30 protein-coding genes and 1 riboswitch are annotated in these 25,653 nt (G+C 36.1%); of the genes, 6 read left to right on the top strand and 24 right to left on the bottom strand.

Annotated elements, in window-relative coordinates; genetic code table 11:
• Window positions 1–196: 196 nt before the first annotated feature.
• The 3 genes from LZP85_RS12465 (at window position 197) to LZP85_RS12475 (ending at window position 2,631) form a co-directional block, all read left to right on the top strand.
• Window positions 197–1,003 (top strand): DUF4397 domain-containing protein, encoded by an 807-nt coding sequence (locus LZP85_RS12465; RefSeq protein ID WP_206782494.1) that lies wholly within the window; start codon window positions 197–199, stop codon window positions 1,001–1,003.
• Window positions 1,003–1,629 (top strand): class F sortase, encoded by a 627-nt coding sequence (locus LZP85_RS12470; RefSeq protein WP_224840266.1) that lies wholly within the window; start codon window positions 1,003–1,005, stop codon window positions 1,627–1,629. Before LZP85_RS12465 ends, LZP85_RS12470 begins: the two co-directional genes overlap by 1 nt.
• Before the next feature lie 141 nt (window positions 1,630–1,770).
• A complete protein-coding gene (locus tag LZP85_RS12475) occupies window positions 1,771–2,631 on the top strand; it encodes a glycerophosphodiester phosphodiesterase family protein (protein WP_119543497.1) in 861 nt (286 codons plus the stop codon).
• Window positions 2,632–2,657: 26 nt separating this feature from the next.
• On the opposite strand, the gene LZP85_RS12480 is transcribed toward LZP85_RS12475, so the two are convergent.
• From LZP85_RS12480 to LZP85_RS12540, 13 genes are all read right to left on the bottom strand, one after another.
• The gene (locus LZP85_RS12480) at window positions 2,658–3,344 is read right to left on the bottom strand and encodes a hypothetical protein (RefSeq protein WP_025911430.1); all 687 of its coding nucleotides are present in this window, start codon (window positions 3,342–3,344) and stop codon (window positions 2,658–2,660) included.
• A 2-nt stretch (window positions 3,345–3,346) separates the two neighbouring features.
• Window positions 3,347–4,189 carry an ATP-binding cassette domain-containing protein gene (locus LZP85_RS12485; RefSeq protein ID WP_025911433.1) on the bottom strand — a complete coding sequence of 281 codons (843 nt, stop codon included), beginning with the start codon at window positions 4,187–4,189 and terminating at the stop codon, window positions 3,347–3,349.
• A gap of 303 nt (window positions 4,190–4,492) precedes the next feature.
• The gene (locus LZP85_RS12490) at window positions 4,493–4,993 is read right to left on the bottom strand and encodes a GNAT family N-acetyltransferase (protein ID WP_119543498.1); all 501 of its coding nucleotides are present in this window, start codon (window positions 4,991–4,993) and stop codon (window positions 4,493–4,495) included.
• A gap of 34 nt (window positions 4,994–5,027) precedes the next feature.
• A complete protein-coding gene (locus LZP85_RS12495; RefSeq protein WP_206782493.1) occupies window positions 5,028–6,224 on the bottom strand; it encodes a TolB domain-containing protein in 1,197 nt (398 codons plus the stop codon).
• A 231-nt stretch (window positions 6,225–6,455) separates the two neighbouring features.
• Window positions 6,456–7,229 carry a membrane protein insertase YidC gene (yidC, locus tag LZP85_RS12500; protein WP_206782492.1) on the bottom strand — a complete coding sequence of 258 codons (774 nt, stop codon included), beginning with the start codon at window positions 7,227–7,229 and terminating at the stop codon, window positions 6,456–6,458.
• Between the two features lie 32 nt (window positions 7,230–7,261).
• On the bottom strand, window positions 7,262–7,525 hold the full coding sequence (locus LZP85_RS12505) for a hypothetical protein (RefSeq protein WP_061786724.1): 264 nt from the start codon (window positions 7,523–7,525) through the stop codon (window positions 7,262–7,264).
• Between the two features lie 169 nt (window positions 7,526–7,694).
• Window positions 7,695–8,642 (bottom strand): carbohydrate kinase family protein, encoded by a 948-nt coding sequence (locus tag LZP85_RS12510; protein ID WP_206782491.1) that lies wholly within the window; start codon window positions 8,640–8,642, stop codon window positions 7,695–7,697.
• 90 nt (window positions 8,643–8,732) lie between these two features.
• A complete protein-coding gene (locus LZP85_RS12515) occupies window positions 8,733–10,118 on the bottom strand; it encodes a sucrose-specific PTS transporter subunit IIBC (RefSeq protein ID WP_061786009.1) in 1,386 nt (461 codons plus the stop codon).
• Between the two features lie 224 nt (window positions 10,119–10,342).
• The gene (locus LZP85_RS12520) at window positions 10,343–11,170 is read right to left on the bottom strand and encodes a PRD domain-containing protein (protein ID WP_061786010.1); all 828 of its coding nucleotides are present in this window, start codon (window positions 11,168–11,170) and stop codon (window positions 10,343–10,345) included.
• 37 nt (window positions 11,171–11,207) lie between these two features.
• Entirely contained in the window at window positions 11,208–11,705 is a 498-nt protein-coding gene (locus tag LZP85_RS12525) for a PTS sugar transporter subunit IIA (protein WP_234561736.1), read from the bottom strand.
• Window positions 11,706–11,990: 285 nt separating this feature from the next.
• Window positions 11,991–12,617 carry an FMN-dependent NADH-azoreductase gene (locus LZP85_RS12530; RefSeq protein ID WP_025911449.1) on the bottom strand — a complete coding sequence of 209 codons (627 nt, stop codon included), beginning with the start codon at window positions 12,615–12,617 and terminating at the stop codon, window positions 11,991–11,993.
• Between the two features lie 232 nt (window positions 12,618–12,849).
• A complete protein-coding gene (locus LZP85_RS12535) occupies window positions 12,850–13,275 on the bottom strand; it encodes a hypothetical protein (protein WP_025911450.1) in 426 nt (141 codons plus the stop codon).
• A gap of 72 nt (window positions 13,276–13,347) precedes the next feature.
• Window positions 13,348–13,893, bottom strand: a complete 546-nt coding sequence (locus tag LZP85_RS12540; protein ID WP_206833561.1) for a hypothetical protein — start codon at window positions 13,891–13,893, stop codon at window positions 13,348–13,350.
• A gap of 341 nt (window positions 13,894–14,234) precedes the next feature.
• Between LZP85_RS12540 and LZP85_RS12545 the strand changes: the two genes are divergently transcribed.
• Window positions 14,235–15,401 carry an FtsW/RodA/SpoVE family cell cycle protein gene (locus LZP85_RS12545; RefSeq protein WP_025911454.1) on the top strand — a complete coding sequence of 389 codons (1,167 nt, stop codon included), beginning with the start codon at window positions 14,235–14,237 and terminating at the stop codon, window positions 15,399–15,401.
• A gap of 233 nt (window positions 15,402–15,634) precedes the next feature.
• Here the strand turns inward: LZP85_RS12545 and LZP85_RS12550 are convergent, their stop codons facing one another.
• The 3 genes from LZP85_RS12550 to deoD all read right to left on the bottom strand — a co-directional run bounded on the left by LZP85_RS12550 (window position 15,635) and on the right by deoD (window position 19,534).
• On the bottom strand, window positions 15,635–16,108 hold the full coding sequence (locus tag LZP85_RS12550; RefSeq protein WP_119543502.1) for a DUF2975 domain-containing protein: 474 nt from the start codon (window positions 16,106–16,108) through the stop codon (window positions 15,635–15,637).
• 632 nt (window positions 16,109–16,740) lie between these two features.
• On the bottom strand, window positions 16,741–18,189 hold the full coding sequence (locus LZP85_RS12555; RefSeq protein WP_119542809.1) for a SulP family inorganic anion transporter: 1,449 nt from the start codon (window positions 18,187–18,189) through the stop codon (window positions 16,741–16,743).
• Between the two features lie 431 nt (window positions 18,190–18,620).
• Window positions 18,621–18,780, bottom strand: a riboswitch (yybP-ykoY riboswitch).
• 49 nt (window positions 18,781–18,829) lie between these two features.
• Entirely contained in the window at window positions 18,830–19,534 is a 705-nt protein-coding gene (deoD, locus tag LZP85_RS12560) for a purine-nucleoside phosphorylase (protein ID WP_119542810.1), read from the bottom strand.
• A gap of 198 nt (window positions 19,535–19,732) precedes the next feature.
• On the opposite strand from deoD, the gene LZP85_RS12565 reads away from it, so the two are divergent.
• Complete coding sequence (locus LZP85_RS12565; RefSeq protein WP_167556116.1) at window positions 19,733–19,885, top strand: hypothetical protein; 153 nt, start codon at window positions 19,733–19,735, stop codon at window positions 19,883–19,885.
• 54 nt (window positions 19,886–19,939) lie between these two features.
• Here the strand turns inward: LZP85_RS12565 and LZP85_RS12570 are convergent, their stop codons facing one another.
• From LZP85_RS12570 to LZP85_RS12595, 6 genes are all read right to left on the bottom strand, one after another.
• The gene (locus tag LZP85_RS12570; protein WP_025911459.1) at window positions 19,940–20,260 is read right to left on the bottom strand and encodes a hypothetical protein; all 321 of its coding nucleotides are present in this window, start codon (window positions 20,258–20,260) and stop codon (window positions 19,940–19,942) included.
• 281 nt (window positions 20,261–20,541) lie between these two features.
• On the bottom strand, window positions 20,542–21,189 hold the full coding sequence (locus LZP85_RS12575; RefSeq protein WP_076512813.1) for a phosphatase PAP2 family protein: 648 nt from the start codon (window positions 21,187–21,189) through the stop codon (window positions 20,542–20,544).
• Between the two features lie 74 nt (window positions 21,190–21,263).
• Window positions 21,264–21,401, bottom strand: coding sequence for a hypothetical protein (locus tag LZP85_RS12580; protein WP_153301137.1), 138 nt, complete (start codon window positions 21,399–21,401; stop codon window positions 21,264–21,266).
• Window positions 21,402–21,461: 60 nt separating this feature from the next.
• Window positions 21,462–22,235, bottom strand: coding sequence for a sporulation protein (locus tag LZP85_RS12585; protein WP_119542811.1), 774 nt, complete (start codon window positions 22,233–22,235; stop codon window positions 21,462–21,464).
• A 30-nt stretch (window positions 22,236–22,265) separates the two neighbouring features.
• A complete protein-coding gene (locus LZP85_RS12590) occupies window positions 22,266–23,084 on the bottom strand; it encodes a serine/threonine protein kinase (RefSeq protein ID WP_206782488.1) in 819 nt (272 codons plus the stop codon).
• A gap of 8 nt (window positions 23,085–23,092) precedes the next feature.
• Window positions 23,093–23,302 carry a hypothetical protein gene (locus tag LZP85_RS12595; protein ID WP_076512741.1) on the bottom strand — a complete coding sequence of 70 codons (210 nt, stop codon included), beginning with the start codon at window positions 23,300–23,302 and terminating at the stop codon, window positions 23,093–23,095.
• A gap of 112 nt (window positions 23,303–23,414) precedes the next feature.
• Here LZP85_RS12595 and LZP85_RS12600 point away from each other — a divergent pair, with 112 nt between their 5' ends.
• Complete coding sequence (locus tag LZP85_RS12600) at window positions 23,415–24,443, top strand: DUF2515 family protein (protein WP_119542813.1); 1,029 nt, start codon at window positions 23,415–23,417, stop codon at window positions 24,441–24,443.
• 60 nt (window positions 24,444–24,503) lie between these two features.
• On the opposite strand, the gene LZP85_RS12605 is transcribed toward LZP85_RS12600, so the two are convergent.
• Together LZP85_RS12605 and LZP85_RS12610 are read right to left on the bottom strand one after the other, a co-directional pair.
• Window positions 24,504–24,671 carry a YozD family protein gene (locus tag LZP85_RS12605; RefSeq protein WP_064484042.1) on the bottom strand — a complete coding sequence of 56 codons (168 nt, stop codon included), beginning with the start codon at window positions 24,669–24,671 and terminating at the stop codon, window positions 24,504–24,506.
• Between the two features lie 224 nt (window positions 24,672–24,895).
• Entirely contained in the window at window positions 24,896–25,585 is a 690-nt protein-coding gene (locus LZP85_RS12610; protein WP_025911466.1) for a hypothetical protein, read from the bottom strand.
• Between the last annotated feature and the right edge of the window lie 68 nt (window positions 25,586–25,653).

Consider the following 25,653-nt stretch of genomic DNA (forward strand, 5'->3'; position numbering starts at 1 on the left):
CATTAAACCATGAATATATTGGATAAACTTGTAGATGATAACAATTGTAAGGTTACACAACCATTTTTCATCTTCAAAAAACATTCAAATTAAAAAACAGTTTAAAAGTTTTCAAAATTACATATTGGATATAAAATAATTGTACAACATTTGCGCAAATGTTAAACAAAAAGTATACAAAAGGAGAATGAAGCAAATGAAAAAAATTAAAGTTAGTATCGCTTCTTTAATGACTGTTTTATTACTTGCTTTTACTGGGCATTTCGCATCAGCTGCAAGCAACGATGCAATGGTACGTGTTGTTCACGCTTCACCAGACGCACCTGAGGTTGACGTATACGTTGATGGAGAAGCTGCTGTTGAAGGTGCTGCTTTCAAAGATGCTACTGATTATTTAAATCTATCTTCTGGTGAACATAAAGTTGACATCTATGCTGCTGGTACAAAAGGAAAAGAAGAAGCTGTCGTTTCTACAAACTTAACAGTTGAAGCTGGAAAAGCTTATACTGTAGCTGCAATTAACAAAGTTGCTAATTTAGAGTTAAAAGTGCTTGAAGATGATATGAATGCTTCAGAAGGAAAAACAAAAGTGCGCGTAGGTCACTTCTCTCCTGATGCTCCTGCAGTAAATGTAGGCGTTGCAAACGGTCTAACCCTTTTTGAAAATGCATCATTTAAACAAGTAACAGATTATACAGAAGTAGATGCTGGCACATATGATTTAGAAGTAACAACTACTGATGGTAATACGAAAGTATTAGACCTTACAGGTACAAACTTAGAAGCAAATACAGTTTACACGGTACTTGCTGTAAATACTGCTGACAGCCTTGAGCCACTTGTTTTAAAAGACAATACGGCAATGCCTTCTGAAATGCCCAAAACAGGTATGGGTGGAGCTTCTGAGCAATCAAATGACTCCCTTCTTCCTGTATTAACTCTATTAGGAATTGGAGCAGTTGCTATCTTTGTTGTTCGTCGTCATAAAGGCTACGAAAATTAATGAACAACATGAGATGGGCTCTACCAATTATATGCACTGCTTTTTTAGGATTAGTTGGCTGTTCAGCTCAGTCAGTCGCAACAACTTCACAGCCCGATCCTGAAAAAGTAAAAATGGCAGAAACAAAATCAACAAATTCGCCCCCACAAGCGTCGGTTGATGTTTCTGCCCCATCTCAGCTTACAATACCAAAGTTAGACATTCAAGCGCTGATTGAAAAAACCGGCTTAACTAATGATGGACAAATGGATGTTCCTGATAACGGTGATGATGTCGCTTGGTTTGAACCAGGCACAAAGCCAGGAAATGAAGGAAATGCTGTTATTGCTGGGCATGTTGATGATAAAGAAGGACCTGCAATTTTTTACAACCTTCATAAACTTGATAAGGGTGATGAGATCTTTGTATCTGATGAATCGGGTAACGTACTTACATTTGTTGTTACTGATAAAAAAGCCTATCCGCGTGAAGATGCACCTTTACGAGAAATCTTCGGCCCAACGTTTGATCATCATCTCAATTTAATAACGTGTACAGGATTATTCGATAAACAAAATAAAACACATGAAGAACGCCTTGTTGTTTATACAAAACTTCAGGATACTAAAGTAGCCAATGCTCAATAAGCATTGGCTACTTTTATGATTTTTCCACTATATCCATGAAAACATCTTGTTCTATCGGACATACTAATAAATACGAAATCTTCGTTTACACGCACTTCCTTACTACTTTAAAATAAAAGCAGATGAACAGGAGGCTACTATATGCACAAAAAATGGCTTATTGTACTTTCAATTACATGCTTAGTAGGGGTTGCTTTTTTTATTAGTAACACCAACATCGCTAATACGGCTGAAAAAGACCCGCTTATCATTGCTCACCGCGGAGCTTCTGGCCATGAACCAGAGCATACGATAGAAGCCTATAAGCTGGCACAAAAAATGAAAAGTGACTATATTGAGATTGACCTGCATATGTCTAAAGATGGTCAATTAGTTGCCATTCATGACTATGCCCTACACCGTACAACGAATGGAACGGGATATGTAAAGAATAAAACCGTAAAGCAACTGCAGACTTTAGATGCGGGAAGCTGGTTTTCTAGCAAGCGAAAAGGAGCTTATATTCCAACGCTTGACGAAATTTTTGCCACGTTTGGAAACGACATTCGTTATTATATTGAAACAAAATCACCTCATGAATATCCCGGTATGGAAAAAAAGCTAATGGCTCTTTTAGATAAGTACACTATAAATAAACAACAGCTTATTATTCAATCGTTCAGTGATGAAAGTTTGCGGACTTTCCACCACTTAGAACCTTCCATTATGCTCATTCAATTAGTTTCCTATAGACAAGGCTTATTAACGTCACATCAATTAAAAAATATTCATCGATATGCTGATGGAATTGGCCCAAGTTCAAAGACGTTAACAAAAAGCTATATAAAAATGGTCCAATCATATGGACTAGACATTCATGCTTATACGGTAAACGATACAAAAGAGATGAAAAAGTTAATTCAATGGGGCGTGAACGGTATTTTCACTAATTATCCTGACCGTCTATATAAAGTCGTTCATCCTTATGAAAAGACCCTTTTTACATTTAATTTCCCGGTGTAAAAGGGGCTTTATTGTACTGAGCAAAGTTAAATATCTCGGTTACGGACAATTGATAAATAAAAACCTATGACGACAGCTGAGTAAGCAAGCCCCCAACAAAAGCCTATCCAAACATGAATATCCTCACTTATAAAGTGTATCAGGGCTGCTATTGGCGGCAATAAATAAATAACCATTTGCAAACCTTCATAAGGATAAGGAACACCCGCTACTGCCAACGTTAATACCAACACAAACACTGGGCCAAACCACGAAAGATTACCAGTGCGAAGCATATGACGAGTGAACAATAATGACACGCTCATGCTTGTTAAGCAGCTTACTAAATGCAGTAAATATCCAAACACTTGCTCCTTAGCAGTGGGCATTGAAGAAAACATGTCAAAGACGATTGGATATAAAATTGAAACAGCGCTTAGAATAATTGACAGCACTACAGCACTGATTATTTTACTGATGAAATAAACTGATTTCTTCCTCACATGCAGCCTTGTAATTCTTTCTTGCTTACTATTTTCCGCGTGCATAAATGAAATTGTAATCCACGAAAAGATAAAGAATAAATAAATAGAAGTATTATAGAAACTGTCTAATACCGGATTTGGTGTGTATGTATAGGTAATAATTAATAAGATTAAATACAAAGCCAATGGCGGAATATACCGATATGACTTTAAATATGTAAGATAATGATATCGTATCAATGCAATCATTTCTAATAGTCTTCCCTTTCAATAATTTCTACACGATGAATATCCGCTCGCACATCAATTAGCTCTTTGAGCAATTGATTCATGTCTTGCTTTCTAATATAAAGCGTATAGCGACTGCCGTGTTGCTCAACCTTAGCACACTTACCTTTCAGCTCTCGAATAGGCTTATTCATAATAAAATCTGCTTCAATAACAGCCAGTTTATCTATACATTCAATACGCTGACTGCGAAGTATTTTGTGAGCACCAATTGTAATCACTCGATCCGCCGTTACTTGAATTAATCTTTCTTCATGACAGGTAAAAATAATTGTCATTCCTCGATCTTTTAATCGTCTAAACGCTTTCTCAACGTCAACCTGCGCTTTGGCATCTAGACCAGATAACGGTTCATCAAGAAGAAGAAGCTCTGAAGATCCCAGCATCGCTTGCATCATATTTACTTTCTGCTTCATTCCTTTTGAAAAAGAAGTAATTTCTTCGTATTTATACTCGGTCATATCAAAGGTCTCGAGCAGCTCTTCAATTTTTAACAGTAGCTTTTTTTTCGAGATTTGTTGAATACGTCCCATATGAAATAGATAATCTTGAAGCCGAAACGGAAGCTCTTGAGGGAATTGTTCAACCACAAAGGCCGGTAAACCAATGGATGTATCAATTGTTACGCTCCCCTTGGTTGGCTTAATTAACCCTCCTACAATCTTTAACAACGTACTTTTTCCGGCACCGTTCTTGCCAACAATCGCTACTGTTTCTCCCTTTTGAAAAGTTGTATGGACGTTCTCTAGTACCGTTTGCTTTTTGTATGATTTTGAGATATTTTTCAATTGAATTAATGATTCCATTTTACTTGTCCTTCCTTTAGTAAAACATATAATAAATAATGGTTAGTTAAATAGTAGCATATTTACTACATAAATAGTGCCTTCACATACATTTTTAGACAAGAAAATTAACTCTCAAAGGCGAATCGTGACGTTGCTAACATAAGTAAGTTATAGAAACACGTTCTTTGCATTGCACTGCAGACACTCCATTTTTAACTTATTTCCATAACCAACAAAAATATCCGAACGATTGCCAGTTAACTCGCAATCGTTCGGATATCTAGTTCACTGAAATGCTTATTTCTCAGCCCTTTGATTCTTCTACATATAAAGAACCATATGCTCTTCGTCAATGAATTTATCCTCTACATGTAGAGCTTGTTTTTCAAACCCATAGCTATTAAATCCTAAAGAAGTGTACAGAGCTTTTGCTCCTTGATTATTAGCTGCGACCACAAGATAAATTTGCAGCAGCTCCGTTGATTTTGAAGCTTGTTCAATAACTGCTTTTAAAAGTGATTTCCCAAGCCCCATTCCTCTTGCTTCAGGAGCTACGTACATTCCCCAGATATCTCCTTTATGCTGAACTTTTAAAGGTTTTTGTTTTTTATAACCTACAATTCCAACAAGTTTATCATCGAGAAACCCTCCCATGATAAACTCGTCTTCAAATGTAGGAAATTGCTTACGAATATCTGACACTTCTTTTTCACATTCTTCTTCATAGCTTAAAACAAAGCTTTCTGGATGGTCTCGTAGAGCTCTTAAACGTAGTTCCCAATAAATATCTGCATCTTCTTTGGTTAACAATCGAATGTTCATATCCTCACCTGGTTTTCGCTTATTGTCTTACATGTTAGGGCTCGTATACAGTGAAAACATCATTCCACCGATATAAATCATAATAATTATCAGGCACATCGACATCTTTAATGAGTATTTTTTCTTGCTTTGTACTACCAGCCATAATATTGGCTCTTTTACGATTTGTACGTATCCATAGGGTTTGCTTGGACTGATTGATATATGTTGGCGCATAATCCCCCCAGCCTTTTAAAGGATTAGTTAATTTTTCTTGCTGGTTTTTTGCTAAGTTAATTGTATAAAGTGAGGGAAGCGGGCGTTTCTTAGCGTCGTTTGACCAATCCGCTTCTTGTACTCGTGAAATAATAATTTGCTTATTTGCTGCCCACGTAAAATCCCAGTCAGCAAAACCTTTTGGAGTAAAAATATGCTCTTTAAAAACGGGCATTTCTTTTAACGTGAACGTTTTATTTTCAGTAGCAATCCGACCTTCTCCATTAATAAAAGCTAGCTCTTGCTGATGGGGAGACCACTTAAACCAATTTGATACGTTTAGCATTGTACCGATTGATTGAAACGCTTTACCTTCAGAAGTTATAACGCATAGCGTGTTTCCATCAGCTGACATAGAAGCTGTCGGAATAGCTAAAAAGCTAATCCAATGTCCATTTTCTGACCACTTAAATTCGCTCGTTGTATAAGCAAAAAAAGAGTCGCTTGGATGAGGTAAGGTTGCAAAAGGTTCGACCTTTTTTATATCTAGATTTGCATTTTTTTCAACCGTATATAATTTAACCGCTCCCCAACCTCTCGGTGATAAGGTTGCTGACTCCGTTATTAAAAATTGTTTACCATCTGGGAACCATGAAAACTGATCAACGCCAAGAGCTACGTGGCTTTTTTTCTTTTGTTTAACATTGTAGATAGTTAAAATGTCGTTTGATATGTAAGCTATCTCCATACCAGTTGGTGACCACTGATAACTTTGGACATCTTTTTCAATTTCAATTTGCTTGCCTTTTACGCTAGCTACCATCAACGATTCTCCATTTTTATAGGCGATATAAGCTCCATACTTTGACCAAATCGGTTCACTTGCCTCATTAGTTGAAGAAAGTTTTGTTTCTTTTCCGTTTTCATAAACCCACACGTCACCATCTCGAATAAAACTTACCTTGAAGTTAGAAGCTGATTCAACTGTACTTGGAAGCAATAATATCATGAAGAAGCATAAGAAAAAGCGCCTCATTTTGTCACTCCTTTTAATTAAATTTATCTGTCACATCTACTTCTTCTTATCCTTGCACAAATCCAAACATCTCATGACAAAAACCTATAAAAAAAGACTTCTGCTTAGAAGTCTTTTTTGGTTATGCCTTAGAAATATGTAAGTTAATCCAATTTATATCATTTTTCACAAGTAAAATGTTGTTAACCAAAAGAAAAAGGCAATCGTATATAACTACGACTGCCTTTTTCTTTATTTTGTAGGAGCTGGTTTAGTATCTGATTTACTTTTTAGTAACGTCATTCTCTTTTTTAAATAATAACCTTGTCCAATACCAAATAAGTTACCAATTACCCAATATAGAGCTAAAGCTGACGGAAGTGTAAAACCGGCTACTAATACGAAGATTGGCATAATGTTCATCATCATCTTCATTGGAGGCTGAATTTCATCCGTCATACTTACACGAATTTGTAAGAATGTTGTAATAGCTGCAACAATTGGTAAAATAAAGTATGGATCTGGAGCACCTAAGCTTACCCATAAAAATGAATGTTCCGCAATTTCTCCCGTACGTGCAATGGCGTTATAAAACGCAAAAATAATTGGCATTTGAATTAAAATAGGTAAACATCCACCTAGTGGGTTAATTTGATGTTTTTGATACAAAGCCATCATTTCTTTTTGAAGCTTTTGCTGCGTTTCAGGATCTTTTTTACCTGCATATTTCTTTTGTATAGCTTCCATTTCCGGGCGTAATGCTTGCATAGCCATCGTGCTTTTTTGCTGTTTTAAAATAAGCGGTAATAAGACTAGACGAATAATAATCGTGACAGCAATAATTGATAAACCATAACTACCACCAAGGAATTCTGCTACCTTTGTCAAAGCAAGAGACAGTGGATATACAAAGTAGTGATCCCAAAATCCACCGCTTGTAGACGTAACAGGATTTTGTGTACTACACCCTGCTAATGCAATTAATACCATTCCTAAAACTGCTACTAATTTATAATGTCGTTTCATTTTCTTTCCTCCTAATTGTTTAAATGATTACATTAAGCAAAAATAAGAAGGAAAGGGTCTTCTTCATCTGTGTTTTTTTCTTTTACCGGTGTTTTTCTATATACATGAATAAGCGTCTTCAAACGCTTCCATGCCGTAAATACTGCTACGCTAGTTTGAATACAAGTCGATTCTCTTAGCTCCTCTGTGCGTACCGCTACATACCTCGATTCCCGAAGCATATAATAGCAGACTACATAAGCCATAAGGGCAGTTAAGTACGGAACATATAGAAACAAATCATGATAAAAATCCATATGTTTACTCTCTTTCTAAACTGTAGTTAATGAATCTACTAGTAGTGTAGCATTTACAATGTGCTGACACAATACGTACGTCTTTATCTTCTACGGTTTATTTGTGAAAAAGTTTCATCAAGGCTTATATTTTATAGAAAAGCTCATCTGCTAAACAGATGAGCTTTTTTCACTTCACAAGAAGCTTTTCAATCTCTTGAATTGTAGGTAATGCCGTCATCGCACCTTTTGTTGAAGCTGCTAGTCCCCCAGAAACACTTGCAAAGCGTCCAAAAGAAGTAAGCTCTTCTTCTGTCAAGTCTGAAAGTTGACCATTATATTGATTAATGGAATAAAGCATAGCAGACACAAAGGCATCTCCTGCACCTGTTGTATCAACAGCGTTCACTTTCATAGCGGAAATAGCTACTTTTGCTTTAGAAGATACAGCTAGGCTTCCCTCTGCTCCTAATGTAATAATTAAAAGCGGGATAGCATAATGGCTTAACGCTTCCACTCCTTCTTCAATCATTTCTTTTCCGGTAATAAAAGCAAGCTCTTCTTCTGAAAGCTTTACAATATCTGCTTTTGGAAGCATCTCTAGAATGGTACGTTTCAATTTTTCTTCGTCTTTCCACAACGTTAAACGAACATTAGGATCGAATGACACAAGAACATCATTCTTCTTCGCGAGTTCTACAGCTTTCAAAGTGGCAGAGCGGGAAGGTTCACTAATCATTGAAATCGTACCAAAGTGAAGAATACGATTTTCTTTAAATAGCTCTTCATCAATTTCTGCTTCGTGAAAAAAGCGATCTGCGCTTGGATCAATGTAAAAATTAAAGCTGCGGTCACCGTCTTTATCTAACGTAACGAAAACCGTTCCTGTACGTGCTTCATCTGTAAGCAGCATGTTGTTTGTATTAACACCATATTCATCAAGCGTATCTTTTAAAAAATGACCTAATACATCATTCCCAACTTTCCCTAGGAATGTGGATTTCAAGCCTAATCTTGATACTCCTACCGCCACGTTTGCAGGCGCACCCCCTGGACTTTTTTGATATGTAAGATTCGTATGATCTAACGGAATAAAGTCAATTAATGCTTCTCCTAATGAAATAACACCGTTTTTCATTTTTTTCCCCTCTCTTTCTTTATGAGTATAAATTAAGAAAAGTGGAGTAAAATGAACTGTCATTTTACTCCTACTTTTCTTTTACCTTCTTTATTCTTCTTCTAATTTCATAAACCACGTAACAATAAATGCTACTCCTACCGAGATAACCATTCCAATAATATAGTTAATTAAATTACTCATCCCAAGTGGAGCTGCAATAGCCATCATCGGGATACCTGTTAAACCGTATGCGTTTGCAACAACATTCGTTAACACAACATATCCACCACCAGCAGCACCACCTATAGCTGCTGCAATAAATGGTTTACGTAACTTTAAGTTTACACCAAAGATAATTGGTTCCGTAATCCCAAGAAACGAAGAAACAGCGGCTGGAATTGCGATTTTCTTTGTTTTTGCATTCTTTGTTTTAAAATATACGGCCAATCCGGCACCACCCTGTGCAACATTAGCGCATGCCCATATAGGAAGTAAGAAATTAACTCCGATATCAGGGTTTGCAAGAAGTCCTGCTTCAATTGCATGAAAACTATGTTGTAGTCCTGTTAATACAATCGTGGAATACAAACCACCAAACACGATACCAGCAAATACACCCGCTACATCATACATTGATTGTAAACCAATTGAAATCAAATCACCAATATATCTTCCAAATGGTCCAATAAATAACAGAGAAATAAACCCTGTAACAATAACCGTCAAAAATGGTGTTACTAGTAAATCAATTGCGTTTGGAACAACTTTACGCAACCCTTTTTCAATTTTACTCATCACATAAATCGCAAGTAAAATCGGTACAACGGTACCCTGATAGCCAATTAACGGAATACTTAATCCAAAAAAGTCCATATATTCAGGCTTGGCATCTGCTAAGGTCCATGGGTTTAATAGCATTGGATGAGTTAATATTCCACCCATTACGGCTCCTAAATACGGATTCGCTCCAAATTCCTTAGCAGCTGAAAATCCTATCAAGATTGGCAAGATGATAAACGCGGAACTTGAAAACATATCTAGTAAAATGAAAAGTGAGCTGTCTTCTGAAACCCACTTAAATGCTTTCATCATTCCAAGTAGCCCCATTAGTAAACCACTTGCAACAATGGCAGGGATAATCGGAACAAAAATATTTGAAAGCATACGAGCAAACCTTGCGAAAGGATTCATCTTTTTCTTCATTTCTTCTTGATGATTTGCAGGCTGCTCTGTTGTTTGATTCTCTACACCTAACTCTTTCATAAATTCTGCATGGACTTTATTAACAAGTCCTGTGCCAAAAATGATTTGAAATTGCCCTGAATTAGAGAAAGCACCTTTAATATCGTCTATTTCATCTAAACCTTTTTGATCAATTTTGCTTTCATCTCGAATGACTAAACGCAAGCGCGTAGCGCAGTGCTGAGCGCTGGTAACGTTTTCTTTTCCACCTAAAAGCGGAACAAGCTTTTTCGCAATGTCTTTCACATCCATGCGAACTCCCCCTTTATTACATGTTTTTAATATAGTTTCTGCGATTCAACTAGCCAGATGACAACAAAAAAGACCTAAAACGCGTACTCAAATACATATACACAACAGCAGTGCATACATATTTCACGCATTTTAGGTCTTGCCTGCTTAACCAGTCACAATCCCGCTTATTCAATTAATACGCTTTCATTGTATCTATTTCGACATTGTTCGTCAAGACTTTTTTAGGCCCTTTGACCAATTCTTTCAATATGGAGCGTAATATAGCCAAGTTCAGAAGGTGGAAAATTTATGTCATATTCGGCTTTCAGAAATGCTCCAATCTTTAAAGCACATGTATAAGCACGCTTGTACTTAGTTTGCAGCATGTTCAACATATCTTCATCCATTGAATGAAAAGGCTCATCTTCAGCAATTCGATTTAACGCAAAGCGTAAATGAGTGAGTAGTCGCTGGTACGAAATGCTCTCTTCATCAATTTTAAGGTCAAGTTCTTCTGTAATAATCTCAATCATTTCGTTGATGATTGTTGTATTCATCATTACCTGTTCCATATTGGATGTATGCAATTTAGCTGTATGAATGTGAAGAGCGATATAACCTGCTTCATCAATTGGCATCTGAACTTTTAAACGTTTAGAAACTTGTTCAATCGCCCATACACCTATATCGTATTCCGGACGATATAGTGCTTTAATTTCATGTAAAAGTTTATTTTGAATTAAAATTCCTCGAGATAACCTTTCAATTGCAAATGATAAATGATCACTTAAAGCGATATGAACATGATCACTAAGCGTAACGCCTAGCTGCTGTTCCGCATACGAAATAATTTCTTCTGCCACTTGAATATGCTCTTCAGGTAGGCTTTTTAATATTTCTTGAAATTTTTCATTTTCTTCTTTCATTACAAAAACTTTTTCAACTTTGGCTTTATTTAAAATATCATTTTTGCTTTTTTGAAAGGCAATCCCCGGGCCCATTACAATCTTTTCAATTTTTCCTTCTTTTACAACGGCTGCATTGTTGTTTAATACTTTAAATATCTTCAACCGGTTATTCCTCCTCAGCAGGAAGAAGGTGACAAATTTATTTCATTGTCACTTTCGCACATTGAGTTTGTCCTTTTTGAACATCACCACTTGCTACAATTTCAAATGAATCTGCTGCGTCGCTATTTGTAATGACAACAGGCGTAATAATACTTTTCGCTTTTTCTGTCACTAATGGTAAATCAAACGTAATAAGAGGTGTGCCTACTTCTACCTTATCGCCCGCTTGAATATGCGCTTCAAAGCCTTCCCCTTCCATTGCTACTGTTTCCAGTCCAATATGTATAAGTACTTCCGTACCTGCTTCTGTTTTTAATCCGACAGCATGCTTTGTGTGGAATAATTGGACTATCTCTCCTGCCACTGGAGATACTACTTGTCCATCCGTTGGTTCAATAGCAAATCCATCGCCCATCATTTTTTGAGAAAACACCGGGTCTGGAACTTGCTCTAATGGAAGGATTTTGCCAGTCATTGGTGCCGTTACTAGTGTTTCTTTAGATTTCGTCTTACCGCCAAAAAGTTTTTTAAACATGTTAATCACCTTTCCTTTATCATTTTATTGGTAGCATACCCCGTTATTACCTTTGAAAAACGTAGCTTTATTAAGAAGAAACTTCTTCTTATATCCTCAACATTTGTATACAATGCTCCCCTTATTAGATCAGGATATTGAGATAAATATGTTCATTATTTAAACATGCCTACGATGTATTGTAAACAAAAAAGTTCTTTCAATGGAATAATATTGAAATTGATTTAACTCGCTGAAATATAAAAAAGAGTATAGCCTTTACCATACTCTTTTTTTCACTACTTATTAAAATGTCTTTGCCACACTTTTTGCTTTCTCTACTGCATTAGCTAAAATTTGATCTGCTTCTGCTGGAGCATAAGCCATGCCTTCAGCAACAACTAATTCAACATCTTGAATACCAATAAAGCCCATTACAGTGCGGAAGTATTTCTGCGTAAACTCAAGTTCTGCAGCTGGTCCTTCGCTATAAACACCGCCGCGCGCTTCTAATAATGCTACTTTCTTTCCAGTAGCTAATCCAACAGGTCCGCTTTCAGTGTACTTGAATGTTTTCCCAGCAATCAAAATGTTATCAATATATGCTTTCATAAGTGGTGGAAAGCTTAAGTTCCACATCGGTGCTGAAAAAATTACTTTATCAGCTTGTAAGAACTGCTCTAATAAAGCTCCCATACGCTCAACTTTTACTGTTTCATCTTCTGTTAGCTCTTGATTTGCTCCAGCTTTCCCCCAAGCGCTTAACACATCAGAATCAATTAAAGGAACGCCTTCTTTATAAAGGTCGACTGTTGTTACTGTATCACTTGGATTCACCGTTTGATACTCATCTAAAAATGCTTGAGCTAAGCGTGTTGAGAAGGACGCCTCATCAACTTGTGGATTTACTTTTACATATAACACGTTTGTCATAGTTCTCATCTCCCGTTTATCTTTAAATCATTTATTTTCATTTCAAGATTTTAATTTGGTTTATTATCTCGAATTCAAGATTTATTATATGATTCTGTTCTTTATTCGTCAACCGTTTAAATGATTTTTTTAAAATTTTTCCGAAACAAAAAAAATATCCGCACTATCGAAAGTAGTTAACTCGCGATAGTTCAGATATATCATTGACTGAGATACTTATGTCCCACCCTCTTTAATAACACTGAAATTCGTTCACTCGATCTAAATCAATCCCAGCATATATCCAGTTGAATCCAGTCCAACGATACCCTGCTACGGATTTGCGGCCGACATATGTTGGATAGAACCAATATGACCGCCCACCTTTTGCCCAGATATACGTGTATTTATACAGACAACCTGCTATCGAACCAGGATCTACAGCATAAAGAGATGGTCCTCCCGAAGAAGCTAATTGAGGTGTAAAAGCAGGCGGTGGACCTGTTGGGGGACCACTTTGACCAGAAGGTGGTGGAAAACCTGGTACGCCTCCCTGCCCTGGTGGTGGAGGTGGTGGTAAAAAGCTTCCACCTTGTCCTGGTGGTCGCGGTGGAAAACCTTGCCCACCCTGTCCTGGAAATATAATTTGAAAGCGAGGGTCGTAATAATATCGATACATATATATTCTCCTTTCCAATGTGCATTTAAATTACTATATGCTTCACTTTTTGAATAGGTGAATATCCATACACTAGGTTTTTCGAGTAGGATCATATTGCGGCATGCATCGTTCAATAAATTGATATACAAAAAAGATCAAAACGAATATTGGAGTTAAAACAAAGGGGTGTTGAATGCAACGTTTAACAAAAACTGATTCAAACATAGGAATTTCTTTTAAAATTTTAAAGAGAGACTGGCTGCTTCCTACTATGGAGATTAAAATAAAAATCCCCCATAAAATCCCGTTGCTATATGACCAAAAGAGATGGATTGTATAAAAGCTGAAACTAGCAATAACACCGCTAACAATACCACCTATAATTGTTTTCACTGTGAAAGGAATCGCAATAAACCATCCTACTCCTATACCTGCACAAGCAGCACAAATACTTGAGAACATAAGCGTTTCTTCCACTAATACAAACATCGTAAAAGCAGTTATAAAGCTTGTGCTCATTGCCGTATATACAGCAGCTAAATTGCCAGCTTTTGTTGATATATAACCATGGTGACACACAGTATAGTAACAGGAACACCAAATGAATAAGCCTACAAGAATCACGCCCCAAATCATAAGCTAATCCTCCTTTTCCTCTATTATATAAGAGACTCTTTCACTCAATTTTCATTTTTATCTATTAAATTTACTAGTGATTAGCAATTGATTAAATTATCTTTTATATAGTAATCTCTATGATAAGATTGCTAGATTTAGTCCTATCCACCTTAAAAATCTAGCAAAAAGATGTAAAAGGCAAAATGTTATCGTTTGACCTATTTATATTGTAGAATGATTCATGTATAATAAGAGGCTGTATGATATTATCTTCATCATAGTGAAGATATCTTTTGTGGCTTAACACTAGCGTGCCACATTAAGAATATAATTAGATTCGATATTGATAGGTGAATAGTATGGGTGAAAATCAACGAAATGTTAGTAGATTTGACTGGAATTTAGCTTTTCTTCTCTTTCTTTTTTTCTGCGTAAGTATTACTGCTATTAATAGTGCACAAACTATTGGACAATATGATTCAAACTTTGTTATTAAACAAGTTGCTTTCTACGTAATTGGAGCGGTAATTATTGCATTTGTAATGCGACTAGATTCTGATCAATTACAAAAACTCTCGTGGGTCTTCTATGGTTTTGGAAACTTCCTTCTAATTTTCTTAATTATTGCGCCGAGCAGTATTGCTCGAGAAATTAACGGTGCAAAAAGTTGGTTTACACTACCTGGCTTTTCATTACAGCCTTCTGAGTTTGTAAAAGTTTTCTTGATTATTGTATTGAGTAATATTATTGTTAAGCACAACGAAAAATATCGCATTCGCACGATACGTGAAGACCTTTTATTACTAGCAAAAATGGGGGCAACATTAGGTTTTCCTCTGCTTCTTGTGATGCAGCAACCTGACTTAGGAACTGCGCTTGTTTTATTAGCGATTTTTGTAGGTCTGGTCTTTGTATCGGGAGTAACGTGGAAGCTAATTGTTCCTGCTTTTTTAGGGCTTGGTTCAATAGGTGCCGGCATTCTTGCACTAGTAATTTATGCTCCTGATTTCCTTGAAAAATATTTAGGTGTTAAGCAGTATCAATTTGGTCGGATCTATGCATGGCTAGACCCAACCACTTACAGCACAGGTGAAGCATATCACTTAGTGAAATCACTGAATGCTATCGGTTCTGGGATGGTCAACGGAAAAGGCCCGGGAAATGGCGTTGTTTACATTCCAGAAAGTCAAACAGACTTTATCTTTGCCGTAATAGGTGAAGAGTTCGGTTTTATAGGAGGAAGCATTGTTATCAGCTTGTTTTTCCTTCTTATTTATTACTTAATTAAGCTTGGATTAGAAACAAAAAATGAATTTAACTCTTATTTATGCGTAGGTGTCATTACGATGATTACCTTCCACGTCTTTCAAAATATCGGTATGACGATTCAAGTATTACCAATTACAGGTATCCCTCTACCATTTATTTCTTACGGTGGTAGCTCCCTAATGGGTAGTATGTTTGCCATTGGATTAATGTTTGGGATATCTTGGCACCAAAAACGATATATGTTTGGTACAGAGTAAAATAAAAAGAGCGGTATAGAATTAACGGGTTCGGTTTTGAAGCACAAAATCAAAACTCGCAGCCCAATTCGTTACTGTTTTAACATTAATATCAACAGTAAATTGGTAACAAAAAAAGCAGTGGATTTCGTAATCCAACTGCTTTTTTATATTTTCGCTTCTTTTTTGATTATGAATAAGTTCCATTATCATTTTTATACTCAACGGTAGGGAAATTAATAATAAAATTATACCTATTTTTTATCTAGGAAATTTTTTAATGGCTTCTGAAGTACGTCCACAATGGCTGTGAGGATACTTGTTGCAAAAATTCCTATCAAACTTATCGATATAGGTCCTGCTGCATCATCTCCTGTGATTATAGAAATCACCTTTAAGCTTATTATCATTAATACAATGAAGAAAATGGCTGTAAAAGCACATTTTTTTATAACCTTTAAAGATTTAAGAGATAACTCGGAGAAAGCGTTGTTCCTTTCGATATAGGTTAATAGTTTATATACTTGATACAGCGTAAAAGAAAATGTAATACAAATTCCATACGCACATACTAAAAGGGGATATAGCGAGTAATCCCCACCAGGATGTGCTTCTACGTCTTTAATGGTTAACACAGGCATCCAATAAATACACAAAGTAAACACTGCAATTCCGATTAGAAAAATAATGACCTTTAAGAAAGTGGTGGAACCTCGTTTAACAATTATTTAAAACACCTCCCTTATTTAATGACAATATGATTATAATATGTATTTTATCGTTTTTCAATAAATTAATATTGTTTTTGATTAAATTATTATTGTTTTTGATTAAATTATTATTGTTATTTTAATATCCTTTTGATTATAAATAACAATAAAAAGAATTTCTCATTACAAAGAAATGTTCAAGTCACAGCAATTTTAGCACTATAATTAACAACTCCGCATAAACTTATGCAGTCATACCAATTAGGTTGCGAATTCTAATATCAATTCTATTATTAAGTAAGTAAAACCATTGATGGATCAACAAAAAAAGAGACAACCAATTCATATGTGAATTGTGTCTCCGATTATGTTGTTTATTTGTTATTTTTCACTCAAAAACCGAACCCGTTAGTATAGACTCCGCTCTTTTTATTTTGTTTAGATTCTGGTAAAATTAAATGTGTAATCGCTTACAATTTTAAGTTTGCGAGGTGATCATGATGTTTGATTATCAATATCGACGCAAAGCATATGATTTACTTAAAAAGAAACAACATAATTGTATAGTGGATTCACCCTCAATAACTCTGTCATTTTGGAAAAGACTTTTCAATAAAATAAAGAGGTGAATAGTCACCTCTTTATGCTATCTATATCGAAGAGTCTAAGCCAATTCGCCCCATCGCTTTTTTGGTAGCACCGTTCATCCCTTGTAATACTACCTTTTTATTATTGCTTTCATACTTTCCTATAACTTTCGCCACGGCTAACATTGCAGATTGATCCCAAACGTAAGAGTTTGAAAAATCAACTACAATTATTGCTTGTTCATCTTCGTAATGAAATGCATTTACAAAAGCTGTTGTTGTTGCAAAGAAAAGAGGACCTTTAACGTGATAAACTATTCGATCAGACTCTTCTTCTTTTATTATTGTTAATCTCGCCATTTTCCAACCAAACACGACCGTACTAATGACAATACCAACCATAACTCCTAGCGCTAAATTATGTGTAAGCAGTACAACAACAACTGTTGCAATCATAACAACAGAATCCGATACAGGATACTTATGAATGTCTTTAACAGATCGCCAATCAAACGTGCCTACCGCTACCATAAACATGACGCCAACAAGCGCGGCCATTGGAATCTGCTTTACAACATCACCTAACACCATAATTAAAAATAATAAAAACACGCCTGCTATAAGTGTTGAAAGTCTTCCACGTCCACCTGATTTTACGTTGATTACAGATTGTCCAATCATAGCGCATCCTGCCATTCCACCGAATAAACCTGTAACTATGTTAGCAAAACCTTGTCCACGTGCCTCTTTATTTTTATTGGAATCTGTATCCGTCATATCATCTAAAACTGTCGCAGTTAGTAATGATTCTAACAAACCTACAATCGCTAACGGTAGTGAATACGGTAGAATAATCAATAATGTTTCTAGTGATAATTCTACTGCTGGAAAATGAAGAGCTGGTAGTGTACGCGTAATCTCTCCCATATCTCCTACCGTTTTCAAGCCAAATCCTCCACCAAAAATGGCCATGGCCGTCATAAATACAATCGCTACTAACGGTGCTGGAACTATCTTAGTTACAAGAGGGAATACATATACAATTAATAATGTTCCTGCTACCATCGCGTACATAGCCCAGTTCGCACCTTTAAAATGCTGAAATTGAGCAGTGAAAATTAAAATCCCTAACGCGTTAACAAAACCAAACATAACCGTTTGTGGTAAAAATGATAAAAACCTTCCAACTTTCAGCACACCTAAAACGAGCTGAATAATTCCAGTTAAGATTGTCGCCGCAAACAAATACTCAACCCCATGAGTTTTCACTAGATCAATCATTAAAAGAGCCATTGCACCAGTTGCGGCAGAAATCATTGCTGGTCTTCCCCCAGTAAATGCAATGACAATTGCCATACAAAAAGAAGCATATAGACCTACCATAGGATTTACTCCTGCAATGATGGAAAATGCAAGTGCTTCGGGAATTAATGCAAGTGCAACGGTCATTCCTGAGAGAATATCTCCTCGGATATTTGAAAACCACTGCTGCTTAATAGCTGCTACGCTCACTAAATCACCTCATAGTATATAGTAAATTGATTTTCGACTCTCACGAAAACCAAAGCCGTTTTGAACGTAGGTTATCGTACCATATCTTCTTTGAATTGAAAATATATTTTTTACGATCGTGTTGAACCGATTTCTTTTCTAATTTACACCATTAAAAAAGAGCGTAAACTGCACGCTCTTTTTTAGTGAAGTCCTACTCATTAACGTCGAGGTGGAACTTCCGTATAATTTAATGAATAGCTGACTGGAATTAAGCCAAATAAATGTTGAAATCGAGGCGGATTTTTCACCTCCAAGGTCAACATTGCAAGTAAAAATAATTTACTCAACACAAGGAATGCTACCATTAAAAATAGTTTCTTTTTTCGTTTCAACGAACCATCGCTTCTCCTCTTTTTAACATAAAAATAAGAACAAACGATTATGGTTACATCTTTTATCTCTCATTTAAACAATAAAAGACCTTCACCACTAATCGGTAAAGGTCTTGCTAGACATTGTTTTACTATGCCAATAAAGCCGGTAGATTTCTCTACGAAATGTCGACTTTATTTCAGGAAAAACCTGACGCTACTCCCCTTTAAGGAATCTTATTCATAAAGATATTATAAGGGAATTGCGAACAGAATTCAACTATTTATTACTCATTGATTGCTGCTTCTAAAGCAACGATAATCATATCATTAAATGTTGTTTGACGCTCTTCAGCTGTTGTTTCTTCACCTGTAAAGATGTGATCACTTACCGTTAAAACAGACAGCGCATTACGCCCATATTTAGCTGCTAGCGTATACAGTGCTGTTGTTTCCATTTCAACTGCTAGTACACCGTGTGCAGCTAGCTTTTCTAGTTGTCCATCTTCATTGTAGAATTGATCAGAAGTGAAAACGTTACCTACTTTTAGGTGTAATCCTTTTTCAACTCCAGCGTCATATGCACGCTTTAATAAGTCGAAATTCGCAGTTGGCGCATAGTCAATATGTCCAAATTTCACGCGATTCATTTGTGAATCACTTGATGAAGACATAGCTAAAATAACGTCACGAACTTTTACATCTTTTTGAATCGCCCCACAAGTTCCGACACGAATTAAGTTTTGAACACCATACTCATTCATTAACTCATTTACATAAATAGCGATAGACGGAACGCCCATCCCTGTTCCTTGTACGGAAACACGTTTTCCCTTATATGTTCCTGTAAATCCTAACATTCCGCGAACTTCATTGTAGCAAGTAACATCTTCTAGAAATGTTTCCGCAATGTATTTCGCACGAAGCGGATCTCCAGGGAGTAAGATCGTTTCTGCAATTTCACCTTTTTTTGCCCCAATATGTACACTCATCTTTGTACCTCCTATTGTGTAAAAATGTTACCTTCTCACTATAACATAATTTGTCGAATTAATTACTGATTTCTTTCTCTGCCCTTCATTATTCCAACATTTTTGCTGAACTATGTACTGAAAAAAATGGCGTAATGAAAAACATGTTTCGAGGAAAGCTACTCAAGAACACTATTTTTAAATAAATGAGGTGATCATATGGGCAAAAAACATCGTAATCGCATTAATTCACCAAAGAAAAACAACCACATTCCTCAAGAAGCCATTATTGCGGAGCAAGAGGCACATGGTGATGAGCATACAGCAAATAAACGCAAAAATGGTCCTGGACACCATATGCGCGACTATTAACTTTTTTATTAAAAAAGCGGCCTGATTGGTCGCTTTGCTTTATCAATAATTGATTTACCGGACGTGAATCCGATTTACTCTTTGCCATCCATCCGTCCAAAGTTTATAATAATACTTTCCTCTAGTACCTTCATCAATTAATAAAATATCTCCTGTACTAATAAAACGAGCATTGCATTCTTTTGGCAAATTGTCAGCAATGTTGAACTGTTGAAAGACTTTAACCGCTGCATCTTGATGGTCGAGAGCTTTGACCGTTAAACGATGAACCGGTTTATATCCTCTTCTTTCTCCTTTTTCTTCTGTTTGCATAATTGTAACATCGTATTCCGTAATGATATTTAACTGTTTTTTTAAATTCGTCCACACATTCAAATGTCTTCCCTCCAAACCTCAATGTTCTATCCTGCATCCTATGTATGAATTAATACTATGTCATTTATATTAGCGATAGATAGATCAAAATCCTTCATTTCAAATACATGTTTTATTCATACTTTCTTTTATAATTAAACTACCTTAGCATAAATCTCTCCAAAAAAGCATGGCGTTCGCCATGCTTTTACTAGTGTATCATCTTGTTAAAGTCAGTGGATAACCGTTTGGTTCTAAATCAATAAAATGAAATATTCGTTAAGAATTTGTAATGGTATATATTATGTCGGGAACTGGTATTTCTTTAAAGAAGACTGCATGAATTTACGATAGAGCTGATACATGCTAATCGCCCAAGAGATACCCAAAGCATAACCGGCTAATACATCTGTTAAGTAATGGACACCTAAATACATTCGACTGAACCCAACTAATATGATTAGTAGAATAAAGCTTGTATAGGCGATACTTCTCACACTTTGTGTCTTGGAATACGCTAAAACAAGGCATAATAGTCCCACAAAAAATGCGCTCGAATTCATCGCATGGCCGCTTGGAAAACTGTAGTGTGATGCGTCAATTAGCTGACTCCATCCAGGTCTTGGACGTTCAAAAATTTCTTTTAAAAGCCAATTTAACCCTCGTACCCCCCAAAACACAAGGGTAATGAATAAGGCTGATATGCCTTGGCGTTTATACATCAACAGTATAACAAGGACAAGCCAAATTGGTGCCGTAACATACCATGATCCTAACGTTGTAATAAAAATAAAAAATGGTGTTAGCCAGCTTGTCCTCCACTCAAAAATTGTATGTAATACATCATAATCTAACTCTTTTACAAAAGCCGTGTCAAACGTTAGCATTAGAATCACAAATAAGGCAAGTGCCAGGCAGACAGTAACAATATATTGTCTTCGCGTTAACATGTTGTGCTCTCCTCCATTAAACGATAAAGAAGAATGAATAAGAAGCATGCAAATACATGCTCCTTATGCAGTCGTTAGTCTTTTTTAGGCTGTTTATAGTGTTCAGGCTTTGGTGCCTGGTTCATAGCAAATTCATTTGAGAATTCTGGCTGTTGACGTGACGACTTTTTCATTCCTTTTTGATGTGTTTGATTACTTGTTTTATGAGACATGGTTTTCCCTCCCTTCCTCACACGTTTAATATGTGAAGAAGAAAGACAGACTATCCTAACTTATACGCTATATCTTGAAATAACTCGCTCTAGAGTGGCAGATAGCTGAGCAATCTCACTTTCAGACACTGTAACCCGCACAAGAGACTCATCAGCGTCTAATACCTCTGATAAAAAGCCACTAAACCCTCGAGCTTTACGATCAATTTCCAACAACAGTTCATATTGACCATTACCTAATGATTGAACAATTACTTCTACTTCGTCTAACTTTCCATAATAAGGACCCTTAGCTGGAACGAATTCAAATTCTTGTACAAAAGGAAGTCGCTTTCGCATTCTTCTTGGTGCCTCTTCGCATTCCACTTGACGAAGACGAAAGCCAAGGTCTTCCATTGATTTCATCGCGCTTGTAACCATCAAATTAGGAAGAACTTTCACATAATCAATATCGGACGGGTCTACCGCATCTTTAATATCTAAACCTGTTGCCACCCATACTCGTGTTTTTCCAAGCGTAACGGGTGTATCATCAGGTAGTTGGAAAGTAAAAGGGATTTCTTTTTTTTCAGCTGGCTGAATAGTAAACGGCTCATTAATCTTGAATACATTGAGCTGTATATCTTGTTTGACCTTTTTATCATCTACTTCTTTTACATATGATGTAAACAGACGTAAGTAAATTCGGTCAATCGTCTGCTCAACATTGCCTCCATATACTTCTACAATCCCTTCAATCTTTTCACCTGCACGAAACTCGTCGTTTACTAGCTTTGCATCTACTCTAGCAGCACCAATACCGATTCGAGCTAATATCTTATTAAATAAAGCCATTAATTCCAACCTCCCCATTTCTACACTATATTAAAAGTTTAAAGCCTTCGTCTTTTTATCAGCAATAAACTGCAAATCCCCTTTGAGGTGCATCATATCTTCATAATAGCCATCGGATTGTAACATTTTGCGAATGATTGCTGTAAGCTCTGGTGATAACAAAAGTTCTTCTTCCCAACTCTTCTCTTTTCTTGAATTAGGTTCATAGCTTGAGTACAGCAAAAACAGCGCGAAATGCCCTAAAGCATATACATCACTTTGAACAGTTGTTCTTCTCATATACTGCTGTTCTGTTACTAAGCCTTCGACTTGTTCATCATCTCCGATAAAACGTGCTAAACCAAAATCAATGATGTAAATAACATCATCGACCTTAAGAATGTTTGGAATTCGCAGGTCACGGTGGACAATTCCTTCATTATGAAGAGATTCAATCACTTCTATTACTTGTAGCAATATTTGAACTACATCTTCTTCTTTGTATTTATAGTGATGTTCAAATATTAAGTCTTCAAACGTCTTTCCATTAATATAGTCCATTATAATGAAAAATCCAGCGCTACTTTCCTCTACATCCAGTAGCTGAGGGACTTGAGGATGATTTATTCTTGCTAATATCTTTTTTTCATATTGAAAAGCTCGCATGCCTTGGTCAAGCTTTTGTTTCGTATTACGCAGCTGCTTGACTACTACTTGTGTTCCAAGCTTTTGATCCTTTGCCAGGTATGTAATACCATAGCTCCCCATTCCTAAAACACGGTCAATTTCATAACGGTTCTTAATTAATACGCCTTGTTTTAAAGGGCGGTCCATTAGAAATCGTTGAATTGATTTAAAAAAGTGCTTCATTTTGTCAATCAGCTAGAAGAAAAGCTGGAGAAAAAGCTTTTTTTCTTACGCTTATAATGATGATGTCCATACTTTGAATGACTTCGACTATCATAGTGACGTCCTTTTTTGTAGTCACTGCTGCTGTAGTGTCGTGGACGGCGACGGTGGTAATCGCTGCTGCTGTAGCGATGATGTTTTTTTGATCCTAATATTGAATTCAATAGTTTTTTTATCATAATAACTCCCTCTTTTCTTAACACTTATTACCCTTTATACGTACTAATAATATAAAGGTTTCAAAAACTTTATTCCCCGTTTAGCTGCTTTAAAACGAAAAGGAGAACTTTTATGATTTATTCACTTCCATTCAAGGTCAACAAGACTATGACAATTGAAACAACGAACAACTTAGCACACTTAAATACGCAATCTTTAGCTATTTTATCTTCCTTTTCTAACACTTTTGAACTAAATGAGAAAGAGTCTAAGCTTGTTCAAAGAATTAAAAAAAACGTTCGCTTGCACAATAAAAACAACATTACGCGAACCCATGCTTATTTGGAATTTTATAAGCGTTACCCGGAAATAAAATGGGCGTTTTTAGCTCACCTCGTTTCTAGAAATGGCGGCTACTATATGACCGACTTGCAAACTACTTTCGCCAAAAAGCTTCTTTCTCCTGTTCAACAGCATGCTTTTTTTCTATTTTTAGAGCGCGCAAACGCTGCAATCTTTCAAGATGCTTTTTCTCAACTACTGTTATATGAAGAAAGTCAAAAGAATGGGCAAAATCTGTCTCACTTACTTACCGCCTTAGGAGTATCCGCATTTATGCATCCCATTTGGACTGAATTCATAAATGAACCTATGAAAAAAGAACATTTACTATCTCTTGCTTTAATTGTGAATGAACAGCATTATATTGAAAACAAGCTCATTCAAGATGGAAAAACAAAAGAAGACGTACTGGATACATGGCAGTTTTATGCACAAAGCTTTCTCGGTATGACCCAGGTGTTAATTCCTTATGAAAGTAATAACCAATTAGCTTTAGTTGGAGTAAACATTTCACAATTTTCTTCCCTTAAAAATCGAATTATTGCGGGGAAATTGCTTTATGCACTTCTGTTTCTTCATAGTCATTTATATTCAGGTACTTATTCGTTTGCAGATAGCGTAAAGCATACCGGAGCGAGACAAGATTATTCATCAAGTCTACACTCAAAATTTAACCATTTTAAGGCTCCTTCATCTACTTTACCTTTAGATATGTGCTGGGGAAACCGCGTCCATACATTTTTTAATCAGTCTGATTGGTTTGTAGGGACCTCACCTTATTCATACTTAGCAAAACTGGATATGCCCACTATAATATAAAAACGACGAGCTGCCTCGTCGTTACATAAAGTACCGCTATTAAATTGCTATTATCTCTCTTTATTCTTCTTGCTCATCGATAATACATTTATCAATCAAATAATCAAATGTAATATCAGCCAACTCTCCTAGCTCTTCCTCAGCTGGAGCGTACCCCCGCTTTATTAGTTCATTGTAAAAGAACTCAGCGATTTCCTCTGTATCAATAACTACTTCGATTTCTTTCACAATATCACTCCTCACCCCGTCTCAGCGGGCAAGCGTAGCTTCATGAGCTCGCAAAATAGCAAAGCAAAGGACTAGCAAATATCTAATCTTACTAGCTCAAACTTTACTTTATATACTTTTATGAGCAAAAGTACAAGAGTATGTCTAAAATTTTCAATGCTATACGTCTCTTTCTATGTATAGCTTACCCTTTCTAACATACGCTTATAATAACAGACATGGTGCTACGCTTTATCTTGCTCTGATTTGGAAATCTTGTGTAAATGTTTCAATACTAAGTTCATTACTTCTACATACTCATCATCTTGAAACATCTCATGCAACGTTTTGTAATCGTTATAAACATCTAACAAACCATTTATAATTTCATGCTTCTCTTTTGTTAATTTCATCTCTTCTTTTCCATGTCCATTTTGTTTTTTCATCGTCGGTAGCAACTCCGTCTTTTTAATTTCTTTTCCTAAATACAACATATCGATATTTTGTACATAGTTTTCTGTTTCCTCATGAGGAGTCACGAGAATAAGCTCTTCTTCACTAGCTTCAAGCCATTCTCCGTCAGTAACACGGGATAGTTCATACACAATATCTTCCCATGCGTCTTCTTTATATCGCCATATTTCTGTGCGAATGCCAATGATTTTAAACAATTCTTTTCCGTAATTAAACACTTGAACAATGTCACCAAAGAAATATTTATATTCCAACTCAACGCGTTCTTGTACTAAGATCTGTCCGTCATAATCTTCTAATAACTCAATTGTGTCTTCTAAAAACAGACCTTCACTATGGTTAATCTCATATACAAAGAGTCCATCCATCACTTTTATATCTGTAATGGTGCCAACGGTCCCATAGATCGTTACAACGATTGTATCCCCAATGCGGTATTTAGGCTTTTTCTTGCCTGCCATCGTCGCACCTCCTTGTTAAACTAACACCTACTGAAAAGTTACAATAGTATATGCAAAAATAGTAAAAG

Source organism: Priestia flexa, from assembly GCF_021441905.1.
GTDB lineage: Bacteria > Bacillota > Bacilli > Bacillales > Bacillaceae_H > Priestia > Priestia flexa.